This window comes from Novosphingobium aureum, from assembly GCF_015865035.1.
In the GTDB taxonomy this organism is placed as follows: Bacteria; Pseudomonadota; Alphaproteobacteria; order Sphingomonadales; family Sphingomonadaceae; genus Novosphingobium; species Novosphingobium aureum.
The window spans coordinates 64,238-85,155 of the sequence record NZ_JADZGI010000003.1 but is presented as its reverse complement, the minus strand read 5'-3'; the positions used below and the strand labels follow the sequence as shown (position 1 = coordinate 85,155).

The 20,918-nt window shown below is 67.3% G+C and carries 19 protein-coding genes; 7 read left to right on the top strand and 12 right to left on the bottom strand.

All coding sequences use genetic code 11. The annotated features are described in order from the left end of the window. Positions 1-70: 70 nt before the first annotated feature. Positions 71-1,675 carry a winged helix-turn-helix domain-containing protein gene (locus I5E68_RS15960; protein WP_197165840.1) on the top strand — a complete coding sequence of 535 codons (1,605 nt, stop codon included), beginning with the start codon at positions 71-73 and terminating at the stop codon, positions 1,673-1,675. A 47-nt stretch (positions 1,676-1,722) separates the two neighbouring features. Here I5E68_RS15960 and I5E68_RS15955 read toward each other — a convergent pair whose 3' ends face one another. From I5E68_RS15955 to I5E68_RS15920, 8 genes are all read right to left on the bottom strand, one after another. Continuing rightward, positions 1,723-2,709: an alpha-ketoacid dehydrogenase subunit beta gene (locus tag I5E68_RS15955; protein WP_197165838.1), complete on the bottom strand. Its 987-nt coding sequence runs from the start codon at positions 2,707-2,709 to the stop codon at positions 1,723-1,725. Then, the gene (locus I5E68_RS15950; protein WP_197165836.1) at positions 2,706-3,701 is read right to left on the bottom strand and encodes a thiamine pyrophosphate-dependent dehydrogenase E1 component subunit alpha; all 996 of its coding nucleotides are present in this window, start codon (positions 3,699-3,701) and stop codon (positions 2,706-2,708) included. The genes I5E68_RS15955 and I5E68_RS15950 overlap by 4 nt, the downstream gene beginning before the upstream one ends. Before the next feature lie 160 nt (positions 3,702-3,861). Beyond that, positions 3,862-4,998, bottom strand: coding sequence for a Gfo/Idh/MocA family protein (locus tag I5E68_RS15945; RefSeq protein ID WP_197165834.1), 1,137 nt, complete (start codon positions 4,996-4,998; stop codon positions 3,862-3,864). 34 nt (positions 4,999-5,032) lie between these two features. Next, entirely contained in the window at positions 5,033-5,263 is a 231-nt protein-coding gene (locus tag I5E68_RS15940; protein ID WP_197165832.1) for a biotin/lipoyl-containing protein, read from the bottom strand. A gap of 128 nt (positions 5,264-5,391) precedes the next feature. Beyond that, a complete protein-coding gene (locus I5E68_RS15935; RefSeq protein WP_197165830.1) occupies positions 5,392-6,048 on the bottom strand; it encodes a carboxymuconolactone decarboxylase family protein in 657 nt (218 codons plus the stop codon). A gap of 4 nt (positions 6,049-6,052) precedes the next feature. Then, on the bottom strand, positions 6,053-7,492 hold the full coding sequence (locus I5E68_RS15930; RefSeq protein ID WP_197165828.1) for a spinster family MFS transporter: 1,440 nt from the start codon (positions 7,490-7,492) through the stop codon (positions 6,053-6,055). Positions 7,493-7,496: 4 nt separating this feature from the next. After that, positions 7,497-9,686 (bottom strand): TonB-dependent receptor, encoded by a 2,190-nt coding sequence (locus I5E68_RS15925; protein WP_197165826.1) that lies wholly within the window; start codon positions 9,684-9,686, stop codon positions 7,497-7,499. Between the two features lie 142 nt (positions 9,687-9,828). After that, a complete protein-coding gene (locus I5E68_RS15920; RefSeq protein ID WP_197165824.1) occupies positions 9,829-11,019 on the bottom strand; it encodes a cytochrome P450 in 1,191 nt (396 codons plus the stop codon). 59 nt (positions 11,020-11,078) lie between these two features. Here I5E68_RS15920 and I5E68_RS15915 point away from each other — a divergent pair, with 59 nt between their 5' ends. Continuing rightward, a complete protein-coding gene (locus I5E68_RS15915; RefSeq protein ID WP_197165823.1) occupies positions 11,079-11,645 on the top strand; it encodes a TetR/AcrR family transcriptional regulator in 567 nt (188 codons plus the stop codon). A 12-nt stretch (positions 11,646-11,657) separates the two neighbouring features. Here the strand turns inward: I5E68_RS15915 and I5E68_RS15910 are convergent, their stop codons facing one another. Genes I5E68_RS15910 through I5E68_RS15900 form a run of 3 tightly spaced genes read right to left on the bottom strand, consistent with a single transcriptional unit; the run spans position 11,658 to position 14,195 of the window. Continuing rightward, positions 11,658-12,497 (bottom strand): SDR family NAD(P)-dependent oxidoreductase, encoded by an 840-nt coding sequence (locus I5E68_RS15910; RefSeq protein WP_197165822.1) that lies wholly within the window; start codon positions 12,495-12,497, stop codon positions 11,658-11,660. 1 nt (position 12,498) lies between these two features. Then, complete coding sequence (locus tag I5E68_RS15905) at positions 12,499-13,824, bottom strand: cytochrome P450 (protein WP_197165821.1); 1,326 nt, start codon at positions 13,822-13,824, stop codon at positions 12,499-12,501. Between the two features lie 41 nt (positions 13,825-13,865). Further along, on the bottom strand, positions 13,866-14,195 hold the full coding sequence (locus I5E68_RS15900) for a 2Fe-2S iron-sulfur cluster-binding protein (protein ID WP_197165820.1): 330 nt from the start codon (positions 14,193-14,195) through the stop codon (positions 13,866-13,868). 217 nt (positions 14,196-14,412) lie between these two features. Between I5E68_RS15900 and I5E68_RS15895 the strand changes: the two genes are divergently transcribed. From I5E68_RS15895 to I5E68_RS15875, 5 genes are all read left to right on the top strand, one after another. After that, the gene (locus I5E68_RS15895; RefSeq protein WP_197165819.1) at positions 14,413-15,714 is read left to right on the top strand and encodes a metal-dependent hydrolase family protein; all 1,302 of its coding nucleotides are present in this window, start codon (positions 14,413-14,415) and stop codon (positions 15,712-15,714) included. Between the two features lie 23 nt (positions 15,715-15,737). Beyond that, positions 15,738-17,162, top strand: coding sequence for an aromatic ring-hydroxylating oxygenase subunit alpha (locus I5E68_RS15890; protein WP_197165818.1), 1,425 nt, complete (start codon positions 15,738-15,740; stop codon positions 17,160-17,162). Between the two features lie 48 nt (positions 17,163-17,210). Continuing rightward, a complete protein-coding gene (locus I5E68_RS15885) occupies positions 17,211-18,389 on the top strand; it encodes a CaiB/BaiF CoA transferase family protein (protein ID WP_197165816.1) in 1,179 nt (392 codons plus the stop codon). Then, a complete protein-coding gene (locus tag I5E68_RS15880) occupies positions 18,386-19,591 on the top strand; it encodes a CaiB/BaiF CoA transferase family protein (RefSeq protein WP_197165814.1) in 1,206 nt (401 codons plus the stop codon). Before I5E68_RS15885 ends, I5E68_RS15880 begins: the two co-directional genes overlap by 4 nt. A gap of 114 nt (positions 19,592-19,705) precedes the next feature. Next, positions 19,706-20,026: a hypothetical protein gene (locus I5E68_RS15875; protein WP_197165812.1), complete on the top strand. Its 321-nt coding sequence runs from the start codon at positions 19,706-19,708 to the stop codon at positions 20,024-20,026. Positions 20,027-20,061: 35 nt separating this feature from the next. Here I5E68_RS15875 and I5E68_RS15870 read toward each other — a convergent pair whose 3' ends face one another. Beyond that, on the bottom strand, positions 20,062-20,892 hold the full coding sequence (locus I5E68_RS15870; protein WP_197165810.1) for a 23S rRNA (adenine(2030)-N(6))-methyltransferase RlmJ: 831 nt from the start codon (positions 20,890-20,892) through the stop codon (positions 20,062-20,064). Positions 20,893-20,918: the final 26 nt, after the last annotated feature.

The window sequence follows — 20,918 nt, the reverse complement described above, 5'->3', positions numbered from 1 at the left end:
CGCCCGCGATGCTTGACGCGGACGTGAAGATGTCTGACCTTTTCGTGAAGATTTGACCGGAGAGGCTGGCATGACGGACGCAGGTTCCGGCACCTTTTCCTTCAACGGTTACGAAATCGACGCGGCTCGCTTCGAACTGCGCCGCGAGGGAACACGCGTGCCGGTCGAGCCGCAAGTGCTCTCGCTGATCCTGCTGCTCGTCGCCAACCGCGAACGCATGATGACCAAGGACGAGCTGATCGAGCGCATCTGGGATGGCCGGATCGTCTCCGAATCCGCCGTCGCCGCGCGCATCAAGGCTGCACGCAAGGCGCTTGGCGACGACGGCACGCGCCAGGGCGTGATCCGCACCATCCACGCGCGCGGCTTCCGCTGGGTGCAGGACGTGCGCGCGAGCGACGGGCCCATCGCGGCAAGACCCGCAGGCCCCGAGCCGCAAGACGCCTCCCCCACCCAGCCCCTCTCCACGCTCCCTTCCACGACACGCGACGCGCGCCCGTCCATCGCAGTGCTGCCCTTCGAACGGCTGGGAGAGCTCGGTCCCCACGACATCGTCGCCGATGCCCTGCCCGCCGACATCATCAACGACCTTGCCCGCCTGCACTGGCTCTTCGTGATCGCGCGCGGATCGAGTTTCCGTTTCCGCGGCTCCGCCATCGATCCGCAGCGTGTCGGCGCAGAACTGGGGGTTCGCTATTGCCTTGCAGGGGCTGTCGAGCGCACAGGGCCCGGGGTCACCATCTCGGTCGCCCTGATCGACGCCACCTGCGGACAGACGCTGTGGGGCGAACGGTTCAGCGCGGCATTCGAGGAACTGCAGGCACTGCGCCCCGAGATCGAGGCACAGGTCGTCGCCAGCCTCAAGGTGCACATCCCGCAGAACGAGGTGCGCCTCGCGCGATCGCGGCCGATCGCGGACCTCGATGCATGGGCGAGCTTCCACCTCGGGCTCGACCACATGTTCCGCTTCACCTGCGAGGACAACACCCTCGCAGCCCGCCTCTTCGCGCAGACGCTCGAGCGCGATCCCTTTTTCTCGCGCGCGCTGAGCGGACTGTCCTTCACGCACTTCCAGAACGCCTTCCTGCGCTTCGAGGGCGACCGCGCGCACGAGACGGAGATTGCACGCGGACTGGCCAACCGGGCCGTCGAGGCGGATCGGCTGGACCCCTTTGCCTATTTCAACCTCGGGCGCTGCTGCTGGCTCGAGGGCCATCTGGAGGATTCGCGGGTCTGGTTCGACCGCGCGACGAGCCTCAGCCCGAGCTTCGCACAAGGCGTCTACAACCGGGGTCTGGTGGGCGTGATGGCGGGCGAGGCCGGCGAAGCAGACGCCGATCTCGCGCTCGCGCTCGAACTCAGCCCGCTCGATCCGCTGGCCTATGCGATGGTCTCGGGCCGCGCGCTAACCCAGCTCCAGCTCGGCGATCCCGAGCAGGCGGCGCGCTTCGGGGTGCGCGCGGCAATGATGCCGGGCGCGCACAAGCATATCGCGCTGATTGCCGCCCTCACTTCGCACCTTGCGGGCAAACCGGGCGATGCGCAGCTCTGGCTCGGGCGTGCGCGCAAGGTCGATCCCGCGATCTCGGCCAGCGTCTTCTTCGCTTCCTTCCCCTTCGCACAGACCGAGGCCCGCGCGGTCATCGAGAAGGGCCTCGGCGATCTCGGTCTATGAGGCAACCGCGTCCCCGACGCCTGCAAGGGCCGGGGACGCGAAGTCGGTCAGGCCATCAGCACCTTGGCCGCCGCGACCATCTGGTCGGGCTGGACGATATAGGCGTCCTCCAGAACCTTGGCGAAGGGCACCGGGCACTTGGGCGCACCGAGGCGGCGCACCGGGGCCTTGAGCTTGGCGAACATCTCCTCGGCGACGGTCGCGGCAATTTCCGCGCCCGGTCCGAAATCGCGCACCGCCTCGTGAGCGACGAGCAGGCGGCCGGTCTTCTCGACCGAGGCGAGCACGGTCTCGCGGTCCCAGGGCGACACGGTCCGCAGGTCGATCAGCTCTGCCGATATCCCCGCCTCGGCCAGCGCGGGCAGCGCCATCTGCGCGCGCACCGTCTGGCTCGACCAGGTCACGATGGTGAGATCGGTGCCTTCCTGCACGACCTTGGCCTTGCCGAGCGGGATCGGCCCCTGATCGTCGTCGACCTCGGCAGGCACGAAGAGCGAGCCGGCACTTTCGATGAAGATGCACGGATCGGGATCGTCGATGCACGAGAGCAGCAGGCCCTTGTAGTCCGCCGGGTTCGACGGGGCGACGACCTTGATGCCGGCGGCATGGGCATACCACCCCTCGAGATGGTCGGCATGCTGTCCGGCGGTCTGCCAGCCCGCGCCGGTCAGCGTGCGGATGGTGATCGGCACCGAGGTCTGCCCGCCCGACATGAAGCGCAGCTTGGCGGCGTGGTTGAAGATCATGTCCATGGCGACGGTGGTGAAGTTCATCAGCATGATCTCGGCCACCGGCTTGTAGCCCGCCAGCGCCGCGCCGATGGCGGCACCCACGATCGCCTGTTCCGAGATCGGCGTCGAACGCACGCGCTCGGCCCCGAACTTGGTGGATAGGCCCGCGGTGGTCCCGGTGACGCCGCCGCCCTCGGGATCGGCGATGTCCTCGCCCAGCACGATGATCTTGTCGTCGCCCGCCATGGCCTGGTGCAGCGCCGCGTTGACGGCCTGCAGGCTGTTCATCTTGGTCACGCTCATGCCCCCATCTCCTGCGCGAAGACATCGCGTCTGATCTCGTCCACCGGCGGCAGCTCGCTGGCGAGGCCGAATTCGCGCGCCTCGGCGACTTCCGCCTCGATCTTCTGCTGCATCTCGGCGAGCTGATCCTCGCTCGCGTGGCCCTCGTCGAGCAGGCGCTGGCGGAACGCGGGCAAGGGGTCCGCGGCCATCGCCGCAGCCAGTTCGCCCTCCGCCATGTACTTGTTGTCATCGCCCAGCACGTGGCCGTGGAAGCGGAAGGTCTTGCACTCGAGCAGCGTGGGTCCGAGACCTTCGCGCGCCCGTTCGACCGCGGCGTGGACGTAAGCGTACATCTCCAGCGGATCGTTGCCGTCGACGGTATGGCCCGGCATCCCGTAGCCGATGGCGCGCTTGGAAATCTGGTCGACCGAAGTGCCGTTGGCGAAGCTGGTATGCTCGGCATAGCCATTGTTGGGGCACACGAAGATCACCGGCAGCTTCCACAGGGAGGCGAGGTTGAGCGATTCGTGGAAGGCGCCGATATTGCTCGCGCCGTCGCCGAAATAGGCGATGACCACGCGCTTCGATCCGTCGAGCTTGGCCGCCCAGGCCAGACCGTTGGCAATCGGCATCGAGGAGCCCACGACCCCGGTCGTGACCATCACCCCGGTTGGCGGATGCGTGAGGTGCATCGGCCCGCCCTTGCCCTTGCAGGTGCCATCAACACGGCCCGCGATCTCGGCCCAGAGGGGTTTCAGCGGCATGTCCTTTGCGACCATGTCCTGAATGCCGCGATAGATCGTGCAGATCTGGTCCTCGTTGCTCAGGAAATGGGAGATCGTCGCCGGGATCACCTCCTGCCCGCGCGCGGAGTAATAGGGCATCTGCAGACGCCCCTTGCGGATGGTCGAGAGGATGGCGTCATCGTTGCGCTCGATCCGCAGCATCCGCCGGTAGATATCGGTGAGCGCGGCCGAATCCGGCTGCGGCGCGTTAGTCGCTTGGGTCATGAGAAAGCCTCGTTCGCTTCTTGCGTGAAGGGAACTCTCGCGGCCCCCACCGGCAAGGTCAACGAGAGCCGCTGCGCCATGGCGATATCTCGTCGGGCGAGCATCATGACGCCATTTAACACCGTGAATTCAGAAAGTTACGGGACCGGATTCCGGCCGGTCAAACGACGTCGGAAAGCGCGATCCAGCGGCGCCCGGCCTGCGAGAGGCGCATCGCTTCCTGGCACCGCTCGACTTCGAGCGCGCGGGCGAAATCGGGCGCGGCCAGCGCACTGCCAGCCTTCCCCTCGATAGTCTCGACCATGCGCCGCATCGACAGGGCCATCGGAAAGCACGGCGGGATCGGGAAGCTGGCGTCGATGGCGATGCCCTGTTCGGCGCGATAGGTCTCGGGCAGGTCGATGGGTTGCAGCTGCGTGGGCGCGTGCGGGTTGGGCTTGTCGGCGGCACGCAAGCCTTCGAGCGTGCAATCCTGCGCGCTCGGGAAGGTGGGCGCGCGGCTGACGAGGCGTCCCTCGGTGCCGTAGATGTCGAGCAGCCAGCCATCGTGCATGGTCATCGCCCAGCCCGCCTGGAGCTGCATGACGACACCGCTTTCGAAGCGCAGCAGCGCATTGCCGGTATCGGTGGTCTCGGGCGTGACCCGGTCGCCGTCCTCGTAGATCCATTCGGGCAGGACCTGCCGGTCGTCTGCGACCAGTTCGCCGACCGGACCGAGCATGGCAAGCAGCGGGTAAAGCGCGTGACTGCCGTTGTTGCGCAGGCCCGAGACGCCCGCGTCGCCGCGCGCGAACCAGTTATAGGGAAACTGCTTGGAGGCGCGGTTGAACAGCGAGATGTTGAGATGGCAGGTGCCCCCGATGGGGCGGCCGATGTAGCCCTCGCGCACCAGCTCGATCTGGCGGCGCACGGCGGGGACATATTCGATGAAGGCGTCTACCACGCCGACCGAACCGCCCGTGCGCCAGGCCGCATCGATGGCCTTGGCCCCTTCCCAGCCGGGCGCATGGGGCGAGGCATTGTAGACGTGCTTGCCGCAGCGCAGCGCGGTTTCGAGCCAGGGCAGGCGGAAATTGGGCCGCGTGCCGAGATCGACGATGTCGATGTCGGGATCGCTGCACAGCGCATGGGCATCCCAGAACGCGCGTTCGACGCCGAGCTTTTCGGCGGCGGCGCGCGCGCTCTCCTCGCGCGAGGTGCACACGGCCGTCACCTCGACGCCGGGCACCGCGCGCCAGGCGGGCAGATGGGCCATGCCGCCCCATGCGGCGCCAACGATGCCGACCCTGAGCGTCATGACCTTCTCCCCTTATCCCGCCTGCGAGCGATGCTTATTCGATCGTGCCGATCACGGTTCCCACCTGCACCGTCTCGCCGGTCGGGACGCCGATGCGCAGGATACCCGAGGCGGGGGCCTCGACCTCGTTGGTCGACTTGTCGGCCTCGAGCAGGAAGAGCGTGTCGCCCTCGTTGACCTGCTCGCCCTCGCCGACCGACCATTCGACGATCTGGCCTTCGGTCATCGAGAAGCCGATCTTGGGGAAAATGATGTCGGTTGCCATGATGCTTCGTCTCCACCCTCAGTCTTCGTTATCTTGCCTTGCCCTCGTTCTGCCGAGGCCGGGGCCGCGCTGCAATTGCGCGATGCGGCGGCGGGCAAGCTATCGGTCGGGCGATGCAGCGCGGGTACTCAGGAGCGGTTTCGCGCCGCCCAGTCGTCGACCTCGCCGGGCTTGTAGGTGCGGCTCGGACCTTCGCCCGAAGCGCTCTTGAGGTCGAAGCCGATGGGATCGACGTCGCCCTCGATGGGAACGCCGAACGAGGAGATCGCCCAGCTGGTCATGACGTAGTGTCCGATCGACATCACCAGGTCCATCATCTGGCGCCGGTCGTAATGCACGGCGAGCCCCTGCCAGGTCGCATCGCTCAGCACGTTGTCGTCGATCAGCTCGTCGACCGCGGCGAGCACCAGCCGGTCGGCATCGTCCCAGCGCGCAGCATCGGCAGGGTAGTCGCGGATCGCCGCGATGTCCTCGAGGCTGAGCCCGGCATTGAGGCCGTAGCCGACATGGTTGTGCCACTCGTATTCGCTCTTCACCCGCCATGCGACGCGCAGGATCAGCAGTTCGAGCGCGCGGGTCGAGAGGCTGTTGGTCATCAGCAGGTGCTTCGACCAGTGGTTGTAGGGCGTGGCCATCGCCGGGTGGTTGGCCAGCACCATCATGATGTTGGTGCGCGAACCTTCCTCGCGCGCGTTGGGCTCGCCCCAGAAAGCGAAGACCTCACGGGCGTCATCACTCCATTCGTCGCGCGGCAGGTTGGGGATGCGGCGAGGCGTACGGGTCATCGGGTCACTCCTTGAGTGGCTTGGGGGATGGCGCGGGGGATTGCTCCGGTCCGGCATCGGCCTGCGCGGCATCGCGCGCGATGCGTGCCTCGCTCTCGGCAAGGTCCTCGCGGTAGTGGCGCCCGGCCATGAAGAAGGCGAAGAGCGTGGGCAGCGCCAGCACCGTGCTCGAGAGCAGTGCGGCGCGCAGCGAGGCGACGCCGAGCGCAGGCTCGAGCGCGTCGCTCAGCACGCCCAGCAAGGCAGGCCCGAAACCGTAGCCGACGAGGTAGACCGCCATCAGCGTGATCGCGGCGGTGGTGGCGCGCGCCCAGACCGGCGGCAGCGTGGTGCACACCATGATCAGCGGCGCGGCGAAGATGCCGCCGGTGAACGAGAGCAACCCGACGAGCACGTAGAACACGCCTAGCGCGTCGATGGTGAACAGCGCCCAGATGGTCAGCGCCGCGCCGAGCGCCGCCGCCATCCCGATCATCATCTGGCGGCGCGGGTCGCGGCGACCGACCCAGTCGGCAAGCGGCCCGCCGAGCAGGTGCCCGAGGAAGCTCCCGGTACCCACCGCAGTGCCGAGCCAGGCCCCGAACTCGACCGCCTCGACCCCGCGCACGCGGGTGAGGTAGGCCGGGATCCAGCGCAGCAGTCCGTTCACCATCAGCGCGAGACAGGCCAGCGCAAGGATCATCCAGGTGATCGTGCGGATCGAGACGATGGTGCGCAGCGTCAGCCACAGGCCTGGCTGCGGCGGGTCGCGCTGCAGTCCGTCGGCAAGGCCCTTGGGTACGTTGCGCAAGGTCAGGTAGAACAGCGGCGCGAGGATCAGGCCGGGCACGCCCGCGACGAGAAAGGCGGCGCGCCAGCCATAGGCCTCGACCACCCAGCCGCCGACGGCATAGGCCAGCCCCATGCCGATGGCTGGGCCGGTCATGTAGATCGAGGTCACGGTGCCGCGCTGGTGGCGGGGGAACAGGTCGGCGAGCAGTGCCGGGCCGGGCGAGCTGAGCCCGCCTTCGCCCAGCCCCACACCCATGCGCGCCGCGAACAGGAAGGCATAGCTGCGCGCAAGGCTCGAGGCGGTGGTGGCAAGGCTCCATACGAAGACGCCGAGCGCGATCACGAGCTTGCGCGGATAGCGGTCGGCAAGCCGCGCAAGCGGGATGACCGCGAGCGCGTAGACACCGGCATAGGCGATCCCGTTGAGCGCGCCGAGCTGTCCGTCGGAAAGCGCGAACTCGGCGCGGATCGGCTCGACGAGGATGTCGAGGATCTGCCGGTCGAGCGCACTGATCGCCGAGATCACGGTGAGCAGCGCGAGCACGTAGATGCGGTAGCCCATCGCGGGCAGCGCAATCGGCGGCGACGCTCCGGCCCCGGCTCCGGCCCCGGCTCCGGCCTCGCCGCCTGCGGCTGTGCTGGCAGGTGCCTGCGCGGGTTCCCCGGTCAGCACCGGCCTAATACCTGTAGCCCAGCTCGACACCCCAGCTGCGCGGCGCGCTCCAGGTCGCGCCGAAGCCGAAGTTGTTGTACTGGACCTGATTGACGTAGCGGTTGTCGGTCACGTTGTCGCCGAAGACCGCGACGAAGAAGCGCTTGTCGGCATCGTCCCACTGCGCGCGCAGCGACAATACCTCGTAGTCGCCGCCCTCGAACTGCGTGCCCGAAGGGCCGAAGAAGAACGAGGAGGTGTAGTAGAGGTTGCCCGAAAGCGCGAGGTCGCCGCCCGCCAGCGGCACGTCCCAGCGCGCACCCAGGTTGCCGGTGAATTCGGGCGTGCGCTGCATGTCGACGTCCGCGAGGTCGACTGGCACGTTGAGATAGGAGACGCCGCTGGCCGCGCAGCTCGCCGCGACGTCCGGGCCGAACTGCGCGCAGGGCATGTAGACCGGCGCGCCGGGGAAATCGGTATAGCGGCCATGCACGTAGGCTCCGCCGAGGTTCAGCGAAAAGCCCGAGCCCAGTTGCACGCTGGCCGAACCTTCGACGCCGTAGATCTCGGCCTGCGCGGCATTGATGATCTCGGCACGCCCGTCGGTGAAGAGCGAGACCTGCAGGTTGCGATAATCGTAGTAGAAGGCCGCGGCCTCGAGGCTGAACCCGTTGCCCCGGGTCTTGAAGCCAAGCTCGAAGGCGTCGACGTTCTCGGGCGAGACGTCGTTGCACTGGAAGGCGGGCGGGTTCTGGCACGAGCCGCCGACGTCGAGGATCGCCGCCTTGTAGCCCTTGGCATAGGAGGCATAGATGCTGGTATCCTCGCTCGGCTTGTAGCGCAGCACCACGCGCGGAGTGAGCTTGTCGCCCTTGACGTCGTCGACGCCGAATTCCTGCGTCCCCACGTTGTAATAGGCGTTCTCGATCGTGTCGTGGGCATAGCGCAGGCCCGCGGTCACGAAGAACTTCTCCGACAGCGCGTAGGTGAGATCGAGAAAGGCGGCATAGCTGCGCGTGGGCGCTTCCGATCCGCCGAGGCGGAAACGGCCAAAGCCCTGCGGCACGCCGTTGTCGGAATAGGTCTCGTAGCGGTCGGAATTGAACAGGTAGAACAGCCCTGCGGTATATTGCAGCCTGGGGCCGGGCGCGGAGGTCAGCAGAAACTCTTGCGTGAAGGTCTTGTTGTAGACCGGCAGCCCGAACTGGAAGATGGTCAGCGCGGTCTTGTCGAGATCGAGCGAGGAATCGACGTCCTGCTCGCGGTACTGCGTGAACGAGGCCAGCTCGGCGAAGCCGAGGTCGGCCTCGATGGTGAGCTGGACGATGTCGTTGGTCGACGTCACCACGCTGCGATCGGCACCGGGGGCGTAATAGTCGGGATCGGTGGTATATGTCGAAGGCGGCGCGAAGCTCGGTGCGCCGGTGCCCAGCACCTCGTCGACGTAGATGTTGTAGAGCAGCGGGCGCGCATCGTCGGTCTCGACGTGCTGGTAGCGCAGCTTGGCCGAGACATCGCCGAGATCGAGCTTGAGCCCGGTGCGCACCTGCCAGTTGCGAAAGCGCCGGTCGCGCTCGCCGCTGGCGATGTTGCGCTGGAAGGCCTGCCCCGTCGCATAGCCACCCTCGAGATCGACGGCGAGATTGTCGGTCAGCCCGGTGGTGACGTAGCCCTGGGTGCGGATCGTCTGGAAGCTGCCGTAGGAGATCTTGAACTCGCCTGCGGTATCGACGCCGGGATCGGCGGTCTCGACGAGGATCGCGCCGCCGGTGGTATTGCGCCCGAACAGCGTGCCTTGCGGTCCCTTGAGGACCTGCACGCTGCGCACGTTGAGCAGATCGAAATCAGCCTCGGCCGGATTGGGCGAATAGAAGCCGTCGACGTAGATGCCGACGTTGGAGCCGCCGCCGGCCGTGGTGATGCTGGTACCGATGCCGCGGATGGTGGGCTGGACGAACTGGCTTTGCCGGTCGAAACGCAGCGCGGGCGCGAGCGTCTGGATGTCGGAGAGCTCGTTGACGTTGGCGGTCTCGAGCGCACGCGCATCGATCGCGGTGATCGAGATCGGCACGTCGACCTGCGCCTCGGCACGGCGCTGCGCGGTGACGACGATGACCTCGGTTTCGTCGAGACCGCGCGCCTGAGCCTGTACCTGCGTCGAGACGCCCCCAAGTGCCAGGGCCGAAGCCGTGACCAAGAATGCAGATCTGGTCATTCCACCATCCTCTCCGAACCCGTTGCGGTTCCCTGGCGCGCTCTGTCGGCCCGCCTTTGCCCGGAGAGGCTAGTTCGCCGCCTGCGCCAAGTCACAGGCGGGAGGCAGAATTCGCTCCGGCGATCACCGCAGCCCTGGATGGTCAGCCCCGCTCGCAAGTCACCCGGGCATTGCGCAGCTCGTAGCTCATCAGCCCGGCATTCCAGCTGAGGTCCGGTGCGCGTTCGAGCGCAATGCCGGGAATGCGCAGCAGTGCATCGACGAAGACCCGTGTCTCGTGCAGCGCGACCTGCCAGCCGGGGCAATGATGCGCACCGTCGCCGAAGCTCATGAACTCGCCCTTCTGGCCCTCGCGCGCCGCGCGGTCGGGGTCGATGGCGTGGGGACAGGCGCCCACGGCGCGCTCGTCGCCATGGACCGCGCGCAAGTCGACGGCGAGACGCTCGCCCTTGCACAAGGCGCCCAGTCTCGCATCGGCCATTTCCTCGGGCGCGGTGCGATAGAGCACCGCCGCGATGGGTTCGATGCGCAGGATCTCGAGCAGGATCGCCATCTGCCGATCCTCGTCGGCGGCGAGGAAATCCTCGCGCAGCGCCGGGTTGTCGAACATGTGCCAGGCCACCATGACGATGTATTCGCGCGTGGTGACCATGCCCGCGGTGGCGTAAGTCATGCACTCGATCAGGATCGCCTTGTCCGAATAGCCCTTGGCGAGGCACTGCGAGATGATATCGTCGCCCGCCTGTCCTCGCCGCTTGCGGATCGCGGGAGCGACATCTGCGCGGTAGAAGCGGTATCCGTACCAGGCCCGCAGCAGGCGGTCGCGCCACTTGCCCACCCCGCGCGCCTGGCTGAAGGCGGTGCGCAGCAGGCGCTCGAGCCGCGGCGCCATCGCGGTCGGCGTGGTCTCGGTCAGCCCGACGATGTCGGCGGCGACCGCGACGGTCAGCTCGAAGGTGATGCGGTCGAGCCGCGCCCTGCCCTGCGCGCGCATTTCGGCAAGCAGGCGCGCAGTGGTTTCCTCCATGATCGCACGGTAGCGCGTCTGGATCGCCTTGGGTGTGAAGAAGCGCGCGATCGCGGCCCGGCGCTGGCGGTGCGCATCGCCGTCGAGATAGAACACGGGCACGTGTTCGGGATTGCCGACGTCGACTTCGTCCGAGCCCGGCCCGCCCTGCAGGATCGCCCCGTTGCGCATCAGTGCGCGCGACTCGTCAAGTGTCGCGATGCGCCGCACCTCGGGATCGATGTGCAGGCCGCGCGCGGCAATGCGCGCCGATTTGCGTTGATCAAGTGGCCCCTGCGATTGATTCTGCACCGCATCCATGAGCATCTTCGCCTCTCTCCCGGTCGATATCCGACGCATTTTTTCAAGATAGTGTGTATCATAAAATGAGCGAAGCCGCACCGTCAAGACCGCGCGACGCCCGCGCCCGCAAGACCCTCGCCTCGCTGCGCACGGCGATGCTGACGCTGCTCGAGGACGAGCGCTTCGAGGACGTGACGGTCCGCGCACTCTGCAAGGAGGCGGGGATCGGCTACGCCACCTTCTTTCGCCACTATACCGACAAGGACGCGCTGCTCTCGCACGTCGCGGCAAGCGAGATCGCGGACCTCATCGCGCATGCCGCCGGGCTCCTCCTGAACGCCGACCGCAAGGGCTCGACGCTGGCGCTATGCGCGTTCATCGAAGGGCATCGCAGCTTGTGGACGACGCTGCTGACCGGCGGCGCAGCGGCCATGGTGCGTACCGAGATGCTCGCGCAGGCACGCAAGCTGGCACAGGAGCTGACCAGCCCGACGGGCAAGGTCCCCAAGGACCTCGCGGTGGTCTTCGGCGTCGCCTCGGTGCTGGAAGTGCTGGCCTGGTGGCTTCAGGACCACCCCGAAATGACGGGCAAGGAGGTCGCGCCGCTGATCGAGCAACTCGCCATCGCCCCGATCATGCCCGGCGGCTGAGCCGCGCAGGGCTCACGCGCCGAGGATGCGTGCCCGCGCCTCGAGGATGTCGCTGAGGTGGTTGACCGGATCGCCGCTGGTCACCCCGCCCTCGACCGGCAGGGCCACGCCGGTGATCTGGCGCGCGCGGTCCGAGCACAGGAACAGCGCCGCCTGCGCCACGTCTTGGGGCACCCCGCGCCGCTTGAGCGGCTGGTTCGAGAGGTAGATCGCGTCGATGGCGCTGGTCAGCGCGCGCGCGGTATCGGGCGCCGAGCCATCCTCGAACGAGGAAAGCGGCGTGCGGATATGACCGGGCACCAGGCAGTTCACCCGGATGCCGTGGCGGGCAAGGTCGATCGCCGCCGACTTGCTGAAATGGACGAGCCCCGCCTTGGTCGCGCGGTAGGTCATCATCGCCTGCCCGGCGAGGATCCCCGCAATCGAGGCATTGTTCAGGATCACCCCGGCGATGCCCTTGTCACGCATCGCGCGCGCGGCGAGCTGCGTCCCGATCATCGGCCCGAAGAGGTTGACCCCCACCACCCGCTCGAAGTCCTCGAGCGTGTCGTCGAGGAAATCGGGAAAGGCCGCGCAGGCAATCCCGGCATTGTTGAACATGACGTCGAGCCGCCCGAAGCGCCCGAGCGCCGTCGCGACGAGCCGCTCGACATCCTCGCGGCTGGAAACGTCGGTGCGGCAGAACAGCGCATCGCCGCCCAGCTCGCGGGCGAGCGCCTCGCCCGCCGCCTCGTCGACGTCGGCTACCACCACCTGCGCGCCCTCGGCGGCGAAGAGCTGCGCGCTCGCCTTGCCGATGCCGCCCGAGCCGCCGGTGACCACGGCGACCTTGCCTGCCAGTTCCCCTGCCATGTCAGGCACGTTTCCGGAAGCTGACCGGCAGGCTCTCCATCGAGCGCGTCGCGACGGTGGGCAGGAAGCGGATGTCCTCCTCGGCGATCTCGAGGCGGAAATCGTCCATGCGCCGCACGATCGCACGCGCGGCGACCTTGATCTCCATGCGCGCGAGCGCGAGGCCCACGCACTTGTGCACGCCGCCGCCGAAGCTGACGTGCTTCATGATGTTCTTGCGCTCCATGTCGAATTGCCGCGGGTTCTCGAAGATCTCGGGCTCGTCGTTGGCCGAGGCATACATCAGCAGGAGGTGCGACCCTTCGGGCAGGACCTTGCCGCCCAGTTCCACCTCGCGCGTGGTCATCCGGCTGAGCCCGCGCACCGGCGGTTCGATGCGCAGCAGTTCCTCGACGAAGCGGTTCATCAGCCGGTCGTCGTCGACCGCGGCCTTCAGCTTGGCGGCGACCTCGGGCTCGGTGGCGAGAATGAAGACCAGGTTGGAAAGCGCGGTGGCGGTCGTCTCGTTACCGGCGATGAGCAGCGCGCGGATCAGCGAGACCGCTTCTTCGAAGGTCAGCACCGAGCCTTCGCCCTCCCCTTCCTTGGCGTGGACGATGTCGGAGATCATGTCCTCGCGCGGATCGGCCTCGCGCTCGCGCATGCGCGCGATCAGGTATTGCTGCAGCTCGCAGATCTGGGCGGCGTGGCCGAGCATTTCCTCGCGGTCCTGCATGCGCCCGATCTGGGCGGTGACCGCAGTCGACCAGCGCGCGATCTTCTCCTTGATCGACCAGTCGAGGCCGAGCTGCTCGCAGATGATGCGGATGGTGAGCGGCTGCGCGAAATCGGTGACCGCGTCCATCGTGCCGCGCACGCCGTCCCCCTCGCCTTCGCCCGCCTTCGCAAGGATCTCGTCGACGAGGTCCTCGACCACCTTCTCGATACGCGGCTCGAGTTCCTTGACGCGGTGGCCGGTGAAGGCGCTTTCCATCAGCTTGCGCACGCGCGTGTGATAGGGCGGGTCCGACATGATCGCGTCGGGGAAGTAGCCGCCGCCCTGCTCGCGCAGGATCTGCTGGAATTCCTCGGCGAAGCCCTTGGCCTGCTGGGTATGGTAGCCCTTGTTGACCGAGAAGGTCAGCGGATCGCGCTGGATCGTCTGGATGTCCTCCCAGCGCGAGACCAGGTACATGTCCAAGGCCTTGTCGTAGTGCACCGGATCGAGCTGGCGCATCGCCGCGTAGAAGCGGCGCGGCTGCTTGTGCACGACCGGGTCGAGCAGGGTCTTCTCCTCGATCAGGCGCCGCTGCTCGGCGGCTTGATCGGCACTGGCTGCAAGATCCATCGTCACGTCCTCTCTCGCTTTTTCCGGCACCGCTGGCGCACTCACAGTTCGGGCGCGACCTCGACGCTGAGCCCGTCGAGCGCGCGGGTCAGCGCGATCTGGCACGAAAGGCGGCTGGTCGGGCGGCGGATGTCGTCGACCATGTCGAGCATGTCCTCCTCCACCTCGTCGGGCTCGCCGACCACGTCGAACCAGTCGGGATCGACGTAGACGTGGCAGGTCGCGCACGAGCAGGCCCCGCCGCACTCGGCGATGATCCCCGAGACCCCGTTGCGGCGCGCCGCTTCCATCAGGCTCTCGCCTTCGCTCGCATCCGCGATGGTGACTTCGCGTCCCTCGCCGTCGATCATGGTGATGCTGATAGCGCCCATGCGCCTGTCCACTCCCGGTTCTTGTCTTGCCCCGACCCTAAGCCCATTCGCGCTTGCCGATAAAGAGGCCTGGCTTGCCCGTGGCGGCATGAGCGCCCCGGCGATCGGCTTGCTGGGACCATCGCCGCTGCCCCTCCAGTCATTCAGGCCCGGTCCGCGCAGGCGTATGAAACTGGCGGACAGGCCGCGAAAAGGCCTGCACACGAGAGGTTTGCAGATGAATCGCACACGCATCGCCAATGCCCTGGTGTTCGACGGTACCGGCAGCGCACCGCGCCCGGGCGATATCGCGATCGAGGGTAACCGGATCGTCGCGACAGGCGCGCTCGAGCCGCAAGCAGGCGAGCACGTCATCGACGCGGCGGGCCGCTTCGCGATGCCCGGCATGGTCGAGGGCCATGCCCATCTCTCGTTCGAGAACGTCACCGCCACCGAGGACCTCATCAAGCCCAGCCCCGAGGCACAGGTCTTCACCGCCGCGCGCGGCGCGAAGGCCCTGATCGAGGCAGGTTTCACCAGCGCCTATGGCGCTTCCGAGGCCAAGCTGCGCCTTGCCGTCGCGGTCCGCGACGAGGTCAACGCCGGGCGCCTGCCCGGTCCGCGCATCCGTGCCGGTGGTCTGGAGATCAGCGTCACCGGCTCCATCGGCGACGAGGCGCGCGAGCACGATCCGCGCATCGGGCCCTCCTCGATCGTCGACGGGGCCGAGGCGATGCGCCGCATGGTGCGGCTGCACTGCCGCGAGGGCGTCGACAACATCAAGCTCGATGTCTCGGGCGACCCCTTCTACCCCGGCACGCCCGGTCACACCACGCCGATGACCTTCGAGGAAGTGCGCGTCGCAGTCGAAACCGCGCATGCCTACGGGCGGCGCATCAATGCGCATACCCGCTCGATCGAGGGTTCCAAGCACTGCCTGCGCGCAGGCGTCGATGCATTGTTCCACTGCGAATATGCCGACGAGGAACTGTTCGACATGATGGAGGAGGCGAAGGATCGCATGTTCATCGTCCCCACCGTCGGCCTGTTCCACCAGATCATGGCGGGCGAGGCCGCAGCCCACGGGCTCTCGGCCGAAGTCGGGGGCTACATGAACATCCCCGAGCTGCTCGAGAACAGCTGCCGCACCCATACCGAGCTGCGCAAGCGCGGCATCCGCCACCTCATCGGCGGCGACTACGGTTTCGGCTGGAGCCCGCAGGGCACGCAGGCGCGCGATATCGAGTTCTTCATCGACTACTACGGCTATTCGCCCGAAGAGGCGCTGGTCTGCGCCACGGCCAACGGCGGTCTCGCGATGATGGGCGACGGCTCGCTCGGCACGCTCGCACCCGGCAAGCTCGCCGACCTGATCCTCGTCGACGGCAACCCGCTCGAGGACCCGCGCGTGCTCGCCGGACCCGCCAACATCGCGCTCGTCATCAAGGACGGGGCGGTCTGCAAGGACGCGCTCCCTTCCGCTGACGACACCCTCGCCGGCACCGGCGCCGCGCGCAAGCCGGCCCCTGCCGGCATCTGAACCAAACGACACGAGAGGCAGCCATGAACGTCGAGACAGGCAAGCTGGAACCGGGCGCGGCGCGCCATCCCGCCGAGAGCACGCAGGAAATCATCGCGCGCGACCGCAATGCAGCGCCCGCATGGGCGCGCGACGAGAGCTACCGCTATCTCGGCAGCGAGGACGTCTCGAAGGAGCGCTACACCAGCGCCGACTTCGCGAAGGGCGAGTTCGACCGGCTCTGGCCGCGCACCTGGCAGATGGCCTGCCGCGAGGACCACATTCCCGAAATCGGCGACTACTACGTCTACGACATCGGCCCCTACAGCTTCATCGTCGTGCGCAGCGACGAGGACGAGATCAAGGCGCACTACAACGCCTGCCTGCATCGCGGTACCAAGCTCAAGCCCTCGGCCTCCGAAGGCTACTCGCCCTCGATCAAGTGCCCGTTCCACGGCTGGAGCTGGAACCTCGACGGCAGCCTCGCCGAGATTCCGGAGAACTGGGACTTCGCGCACCTCGACGATCGCAAGATGTGCCTGCCGCAGGCGCGGGTCGAGCGGCTCGGCGGCTTCGTGTGGGTCAACATGGACCCGCAAGCGCCCTCGCTTGCCGACTACCTCGGCGAGACCGCGCTCTCGCACCTCAAGGCATGGAAGCTGGAAGACCGCTACATCTACCTGCACGTCCAGAAGAGCTACCCGGCCAACTGGAAGCTGACGATGGAGGCTTTCATGGAGGCCTACCACGTGGGCGACACGCATCCGCAGGTGGCCCCGGCGAACGGCGACGTGAACTCGCAGTACGATGTCTACGACGCGCACGTCGACCGCTTCATCTCGACGCTCGGCGTGGTCAGCCCCAAGCTGCGCGACCGCTATTCCGAAGCCGACATCATCGAGAACTTCACGCTGGGTGACAGTTCCGCACTGGGCGGCTCGCGCCCCGAACTCAAGGAGGGCGAGCGCGCGCGGCAGGTCATGGCCGACATGTTCCGCGCCATGTTCGAAAGAGCGAGCGACACCGACCTCAGCCATGTCTCGGACACCGAGCTGCTCGACACCTACAGCTATACCTTCTTCCCCAACCTGTTCCTCTTCCCGGGCATCTCGCTGCCGATGATCTATCGCTTCCGCCCCGATGCGCGCGACCATCGCCGCACCATCTACGAAGTCATGTTCATGCGCCCCAAGCCGCGCAGCGGCAGTTTCGAGACCGCGCCGGTGCAGGTGCTCGAGGACCGCCAGTCCTTCGCCGAGGCCGAGGGCATGGACCCGGGCTTCGGACGCATCCTCGACCAGGACACCGACAATCTCTTCGCCCAGCAGGAAGGGCTCGAGGCCAGCGCCAAGTCGGGCATCACCCTTGCCAACTACCAGGAGATCCGCATCCGCCACTTCGAGATGACGGTCGACAGCTACATGGCGGGCGCGCCCTTCTCCGCGAAGCTGGAAGACCTGCAGCGCTGACGGGCGCAAGGTGGCCGGGACAGGAGACATGATGCAGGGACATGCGCGATGACGGCACTTTCGGGCCTCACCGTTATCGAGACCGCCGAGCGGGTCTGCGGCGAATGGACCGGGCGACTGCTCGCCGATTTCGGCGCGCAGGTGATCAAGGTGGAGCGACCGGGCGGATCGCCCACCCGCCGCTTCGGCCCCCACGTCGCGGGCGAGAGCACGCTCTTTGCCTATTGCAACACCGGCAAGAAGTCGGTCGTGCTCGATCTCGCCAGCGATGCCGGACGCAGCGCGCTCCAGGCCCTGCTGGCGCGCGCCGATGCCCTGATCGACGATCGCGACACTGCCGGTGCGGCAGCGCTGGGCCTTGACCCTGAGACATTGCGCGGGGCCCATCCCGGCCTCGTCCATTGCCATATCGCGCCGCTCGGCGCCGATACTCCACCCGAGTGGGCGCATGCCAAGCCCATCGCCATCGCCGCAACTGGCGGCTGGGCATGGCACACGCCGAGCGAGAGCCGCCCGCAGGACCCGCCGCTGATGGGCGCGGGACGCTTCATGCCCGATTACGACACCGGGCTCGATGCCGCCATCGCCACTGCCGCAGCCCTGCTGCGCAAGCGCCGCTGTGCCGATCCCGCAAGCGCAGGCCAGTCCATCGCCATTTCCGAAGTCGCCGTCCAGCTCAGCCGCGCCGACGTGGTCATGGGCCGCGTGCTCGCAGGCGACGACGAACCGGGCCACTCGCGCCGCCGCTACGACATGGGCGGGCCGGGCGACGTCTTCGCCTGCGCCGACGGGCACGTGCACCTCGTCATGATGACCCGCGCGCACTGGGCGGGTCTGCGCTCGCTGATGGACGAGCCTGCCTGGTGCGCCGAATTCCCCGATGACTGGCTCGAATTCCACTGCACGCCCGAGCGCGTCGCCCGCTTTCGCGAAGCCTTTCGCGCGTGGATTGCGGGGCAACAGCGCAATCCGGTCAGCGAGCAGGCGCAGAAACTCGGTGTGCCGCTGGTGCCGGTCAATACCGCCAGGGACTTGTTCGAGAACGCGCAGTACCGTCATCGCGGCTACTTCCAGTCGCTGACCGACCCCACGCTGGGCACGCAGCTCTACCCCGGCGTGCCCTATCGCATGACCGCCTCGCCGGTGCGCCTTTCGCGCGCTGCCCCCGCACCCGATGCCGACCGCGGCGAGATCATCCCCGGGGTCATGCCCGAGGTCACACCATGAGCGCGCGCAACCGGGGCGGACCGCTTGCCGGCATCCGCGTGCTCGCAATCGCCAAGGTCTGGGCCGGGCCCTACGCCGCCAAGCTGCTCGCCCAGCTCGGCGCCGAGGTGATCAAGGTCGAGAGCATGACCGCGCTCGACGAGATGCGCGCCTATGGCGGCGTCGACATCGAGCACGCCCCCTATTTCCTCAGCCAGAACACCGAGGCGCTGAGCGTGCGCGTCAACCTCAAGAGCGCCGACGGGATCGCGCAGCTGCGCCGCATGATCGCGGTCAGCGACGTGGTGCTCGACAACCTGCGCCCGGGTGCGCTCGACAAGCTCGGGCTTTCCTTCGCCGAAATGCAGGCGATCCGGCCCGACGTGATCCACGTCTCGATCAAGATGTACGGATGCGAGGGGCCGCTCGGCTACCAGACCGGCTATGCTCCCAGCTTCGCCGCCATCGGCGGGCTGACCGGACTGGTCGGCCACGAGGGCGCGGTGCCGCGCGGCATGAACATCCGCTACGGCGACACCACCGCGGGCGCCGCCGCCGCGCTCGGCGCGATCGCCGCGCTGCACCACCGCGAGGCGACCGGCGAGGGACAACAGGTCGATCTCTCGGCGGTCGAGGCGATCTCGGGCCTCGTCGGCGACAGTCTCTTTGCCTGCGGCCTGACCGGCGAGATGCCCCGCCACGCCGGCAATGCCCATGCCGAGCTCGCCCCCCACGGCTTCTACCCGGCAAGCGAGTGCGGATGGATCGCGATTGCCTGCGAGGGCGATGCCCAGTGGCAGGCTCTCGCACGCACGCTCGGCGGCGATCTGTCCGCCGATCCGCGCTTCGCGACGCATGCCGCGCGCCTTGCCAACCGCAGCGAACTCGACACCGCCATCGCGCGCGCCAGTGCGGCCCACGATGCGGCCACCCTTGCCGAGACCCTGCGCGCCGCAGGCCTGTGCGCCGCGCGCGCCAATTCAACGCTCGACCTCATGGCCGAGGACCGCTTCTGGTCGGACGGCACCTACCGCATGGTCACCTGCGGCAACGGCGACATGCGCCCGGTCATCGGCCCCTCCTGGCGCATCGAGCCCGACGAAGCCGAACTCACCCGCGGCGCGCCCCTGCTCGGCGAGCACGACGACTACGTCTACCGCGAATTGCTGGGCATGGACCAAGCCGACTTCGAGCGCCTGCGCGAAAACGGCGCGATCGGGTGAGACTGGGACGAGTCTGCCAATCGCCGAGCCTCTCCGGAACGGCAGATCCTGGACAACGCGGACATCATCTCATCTGTACGGTGGTATGTGATCCTAGACCTGCTAGGCGGGGGCATGAGCAACACGCACAGGCTTTCGGGTATCGTCGACGTCGACGGGGTTCAATATGAGTGGGAACTGCGCAGCGAGCCGCGCTGGAGCGAGTTCGAAGGCTGGAGAGGCATGACGGTCAGCTTGCTGCGCAAGAACACCCAGCGCGGCGCCTTGCTGGAATTTCCCGCGCCAAAACGCTTGATGAAAGGCTTGCCGCGAGGCCGGCTCCAGATCAGCGACGCGGTTGTGGCCAGGGGCATTCGGGCAGCGCTGAGCGCTGGCTGGGAACCGGAATCACGGGGCAAGCCGATGGTTTTCGAAGTCGATGCCGAGGGCAACTAGCCATCGGCTGAATCACGACCGCGCCAGGGGTTGTTTCAATCGCCCAACCATTGGCTTGCGATCTCACCCTCGTGTCCTTCGGGAGCCAGTGCGGCGCGCAGGGCATCCAATAGAGGCGGCAACGCCTGTGTGAAGGCGTAGGGCGGATTGACGATAAACAGGCCAGCGCCGTTGTATATTCCGGGCTGATCTTCATCGTAGAGCCAGTGCTCGACGCTCAGAAATTTCGGGATGCCGAGACCGCGCAACTTGTGCTTCCATTGCGCGTGCGCGGGGCGCCCCTTCAGCGGAAACCAGATCACCGTCACGCCATGTGCCCACTTGCGATGTGCCGCAGCGAGTGTGGCGGTGATCCGGGCACGCTCGTCCTGCTGCTCATACGGCGGGTCAACCACCACGACGCCGCGAGGTGTTCGGGGTGGTACCATCGCCAGCCACAGTTCGTAGGCATCGCGCTGGTGCACGGCAGCAGGCGTGTCGCGCATTGCTGCGCGCAGGACTTGCGCATCCTCAGGGTGCTTTTCGTTGAGGATCAGGACATCCTGCGGGCGCAGAAGCTGGGCCAGGACCCGCGGCGAACCGGGGTAGAACTTCGGCTCGGGACCGGCATTCACTGCCTGCACAGCAGCGCGGTATTCGTCAAGCAAGGGGTTCGGGTCGGCCAGCGCCCGGAGCACACCCTGCGTTGCCTCTCCGGTACGCTGGGCCTCTGCGCCACCAAGGTCGTATAGCCCGCAGCCTGCATGGGTATCGATCAAGGTCAGGGGGGCTTGTTTGATTTGCAGGGCCTGCACAAGAGCGATCAACACACTGTGCTTCACGACATCAGCACTGTTTCCAGCATGAAAGGAATGCCGATAATTCATTGCGATCCAAAATTCCGACGATTTAC

Bases quoted from the DNA above. Each gene is read 5' to 3' on its own strand.
- I5E68_RS15890 (WP_197165818.1), top strand. From the start codon at position 15,738: ATGAACGTCGAGACAGGCAAGCTGGAACCGGGCGCGGCGCGCCATCCC.
- I5E68_RS15950 (WP_197165836.1), bottom strand. From the start codon at position 3,701: ATGACCCAAGCGACTAACGCGCCGCAGCCGGATTCGGCCGCGCTCACC.
- I5E68_RS15945 (WP_197165834.1), bottom strand. From the start codon at position 4,998: ATGACGCTCAGGGTCGGCATCGTTGGCGCCGCATGGGGCGGCATGGCC.
- I5E68_RS15920 (WP_197165824.1), bottom strand. From the start codon at position 11,019: ATGCTCATGGATGCGGTGCAGAATCAATCGCAGGGGCCACTTGATCAA.
- I5E68_RS15940 (WP_197165832.1), bottom strand. From the start codon at position 5,263: ATGGCAACCGACATCATTTTCCCCAAGATCGGCTTCTCGATGACCGAA.
- I5E68_RS15880 (WP_197165814.1), top strand. From the start codon at position 18,386: ATGAGCGCGCGCAACCGGGGCGGACCGCTTGCCGGCATCCGCGTGCTC.
- I5E68_RS15905 (WP_197165821.1), bottom strand. From the start codon at position 13,824: ATGGATCTTGCAGCCAGTGCCGATCAAGCCGCCGAGCAGCGGCGCCTG.
- I5E68_RS15870 (WP_197165810.1), bottom strand. From the start codon at position 20,892: ATGAATTATCGGCATTCCTTTCATGCTGGAAACAGTGCTGATGTCGTG.
- I5E68_RS15900 (WP_197165820.1), bottom strand. From the start codon at position 14,195: ATGGGCGCTATCAGCATCACCATGATCGACGGCGAGGGACGCGAAGTC.
- I5E68_RS15955 (WP_197165838.1), bottom strand. From the start codon at position 2,709: ATGAGCGTGACCAAGATGAACAGCCTGCAGGCCGTCAACGCGGCGCTG.
- I5E68_RS15925 (WP_197165826.1), bottom strand. From the start codon at position 9,686: ATGACCAGATCTGCATTCTTGGTCACGGCTTCGGCCCTGGCACTTGGG.
- I5E68_RS15875 (WP_197165812.1), top strand. From the start codon at position 19,706: ATGAGCAACACGCACAGGCTTTCGGGTATCGTCGACGTCGACGGGGTT.
- I5E68_RS15960 (WP_197165840.1), top strand. From the start codon at position 71: ATGACGGACGCAGGTTCCGGCACCTTTTCCTTCAACGGTTACGAAATC.
- I5E68_RS15935 (WP_197165830.1), bottom strand. From the start codon at position 6,048: ATGACCCGTACGCCTCGCCGCATCCCCAACCTGCCGCGCGACGAATGG.
- I5E68_RS15915 (WP_197165823.1), top strand. From the start codon at position 11,079: ATGAGCGAAGCCGCACCGTCAAGACCGCGCGACGCCCGCGCCCGCAAG.
- I5E68_RS15910 (WP_197165822.1), bottom strand. From the start codon at position 12,497: ATGGCAGGGGAACTGGCAGGCAAGGTCGCCGTGGTCACCGGCGGCTCG.
- I5E68_RS15895 (WP_197165819.1), top strand. From the start codon at position 14,413: ATGAATCGCACACGCATCGCCAATGCCCTGGTGTTCGACGGTACCGGC.
- I5E68_RS15885 (WP_197165816.1), top strand. From the start codon at position 17,211: ATGACGGCACTTTCGGGCCTCACCGTTATCGAGACCGCCGAGCGGGTC.